The 2,565-nt window shown below is 73.2% G+C and carries 3 protein-coding genes; 2 read left to right on the forward strand and 1 reads right to left on the reverse strand.

The window, feature by feature from the left end; translation table 11 throughout:
• Together ABYE80_RS19630 and ABYE80_RS19635 are read left to right on the forward strand one after the other, a co-directional pair.
• Positions 1-660 (forward strand): zinc-binding dehydrogenase (locus ABYE80_RS19630; protein WP_372791996.1); only part of this gene is annotated, 660 nt, incomplete at its 5' end.
• 12 nt (positions 661-672) lie between these two features.
• Complete coding sequence (locus ABYE80_RS19635) at positions 673-1,344, forward strand: HD domain-containing protein (protein WP_372791997.1); 672 nt, start codon at positions 673-675, stop codon at positions 1,342-1,344.
• 17 nt (positions 1,345-1,361) lie between these two features.
• On the opposite strand, the gene ABYE80_RS19640 is transcribed toward ABYE80_RS19635, so the two are convergent.
• Positions 1,362-2,565: MFS transporter (locus ABYE80_RS19640; protein WP_372791998.1), on the reverse strand; the 1,204-nt coding region annotated here is incomplete at its 5' end.

A 2,565-nucleotide genomic window follows, 5' to 3' on the forward strand; every position in this document is an offset into this window, starting at 1 on the left:
GGGCACACCGGGATCACCGCGTGGCTGGGGATCGAGGACATCTGCCGGCCGCAGCCGGGCGAGACGCTCGTCGTCTCCGCCGCCGCGGGCGCGGTCGGCTCGATCGCCGGACAGCTCGGGAAGCTGCGCGGTGCCCGTGTCGTCGGGCTGGCCGGCTCACCCGAGAAGTGCCGGCACGTCGTGGAGGAGCTCGGCTTCGACGCGTGCGTGAACTACAAGGCGCTCGACTGGCGGGAGCAGCTCGCACAGGCGACCCCCAACGGGATCGACGCGGACTTCGAGAACGTCGGCGGCGAGATCATGGACGCGATCCTCGGGCGTATGAACATCGGGGCGCGTATCGCGCTCTGCGGGATGATCAGCGAGTACAACGACTACGGGGCCCCGGGCGGCAGCCCCGGCCAGCGGGCGATCGCGCAGATCATCATGCAGCGGGCGACGATGACCGGCTTCCTGGTCCTGGACCACGCGGAGCGGTTCCCGGAGGCGATCGGCGCGCTCGCCGCGCACGCGGCCGCGGGCGACCTGCGCTGGTCCGAGACGGTCGTGGACGGTCTCGACCGCGCCGTCGACGCGATCAACCAGCTGTTCTCGGGATCGAACACCGGCAAGCTGCTCGTGCGCGTCGCGGACGTGCCGGAACCGGCCGCCGTGACGTGAGACCCTGATGGCGTGCCCGAGTCCTTCACCGACAGCCCGCTGCTGACCGAGCGGTTCGACGAAGCCCTCCACTACGCCACCGCCCACCACGCGCGACAGCTCCGCAAGGGCACCCCGGTGCCCTACGTCGCGCACCTCCTGGCCGTGGCGTCACTGGTGCTCGAGATGCACGGTGACGAGGACGAGGCCATCGGCGGCCTGCTGCACGACGTCGTCGAGGACGGCGGCGGCACCGTCGCCCTGGCGGAGATCGGCGAGCGGTTCGGGCCGACGGTCGCGGAGATCGTGCTGGCCAACAGCGACCGCGTCGACGGCGACCCCGTGGACCGCGGGGACCGGGGCCGGGCGTGGTACGAGCGCAAGCGGGCCTACGTGGACGCCTTCCCCTCGAAGTCCCCGGCGGCGCTGCGCGTGTCCCTGGCCGACAAGGTGCACAACGCCCGCTCGATCCTGCTGGACTACCGCACGCACGGGGACGCGTTGTGGGCGCGCTTCAAGCAGGGGCAGGGTCTCGCCACCCGCGTCTACTACCGGGAGCTGGCGCGGGCCTTCGAGCGCGAGGCGCCCCGCATGGGCCCGGAGGCCGCGCCGTTCGTGGAGGAGCTCCGGCGCACCGTCGACGCCATCACCGCGCTCGCCGAGTCCCATCAGGGTCCCGACACGCGGGCGACGTTCGACGGCTGACGCGGCGCCCGTCCCGCTCAGTGCGCGAAGACGGGCTCGACGCCGGACTCGGCCGTCGCAGGCGCGGCGCCGGGGCGCAGCAGCACCGCGGACAGCACCGCGCCGATCGCGAAGATCGCCGCGGCCCAGGCGAACGCGGTCGTGTAGCCCTGGACGGCAGCCTCGGCGAGCAGGGCCTGGGTGGGTCGCGCGCCACCGAGCGCGCCGCTCGTCGCGCTGGCCGCGACGGTGCTCAGGAAGGCGGTGCCCACCGACCCGCCGACCTGCTGGCCGGTGTTGACCATCGCGGAGGCGATGCCGGTGTCCGAGGCGGCGACCCCGAGGGTCGCCGTGTTCATCGCGGGGGCGAACACGAGCCCCATGCCGAGTCCCATCACGATCAGCGCCGGCAGCACGTCCGCCACGTACGTCGAGTCGACCGACACGCCGGTCAGGAACACCATGGCCGACGCCGCCAGCACCATCCCGGTCGAGATGAGGGGCCGCGGGCCGAAGCGCGGGACCAGGCGCATCGTGGCCGTGGACGCCGCGATCATGATCGACGCGGTCATCGGCAGGAACGCGAGACCGGTCTGGACCGGGCTGAACCCGAGCGTTCCCTGCAGGAAGTAGGTCAGGAACAGGAAGACCCCGAACATCCCGGCACCGGTGATGCCGACGGCCAGGTACGAGCCGCCCCGGTTGCGGTCCAGGACGACCCGGAGGGGCAGGAGGGGCTGCGCCACGCGGCGCTCGACGACGACGAACGTGGTCAGGAGCAGTCCGCTCGCGACGAGGAACGCGATGGTCACGGACGAGCCCCAGCCGCGCGACTCGGCGCTGGAGAAGCCGTAGACGAGCGCGAACAGGCCGGAGAAGGCCGCCAGGGTCCCCGGGACGTCGATGCGCGGACGCTGCGCGGCACGGGGCGCGTCGTGCAGCAGCGCAAGCGCGGCGATGGCGGCGGGGAGCGCGAACAGGAGGTTCACGTAGAGGCACCAGCGCCAGCTCAGGTACTCGGTGAGGAGGCCGCCGAGCAGCAGCCCGACGGCGGCGCCCGCGCCGGCGATCGCCCCGAAGACGCCGAAGGCCTTCGCACGTTCCGCGGGGTCGGTGAAGATCGTCGAGAGCAGCGAGAGCGCGGCCGGCGCCAGCAGCGCGCCGAAGAGGCCCTGGAGCGCACGGGCGGCGACGAGGACGCCGAAGCTGCCGGCCGCCCCGCCGATCGCCGAGGCGACGGCA

The sequence above is a fragment of the Paraconexibacter sp. genome, from assembly GCF_041602235.1.
Lineage (GTDB): Bacteria > Actinomycetota > Thermoleophilia > Solirubrobacterales > Solirubrobacteraceae > Paraconexibacter.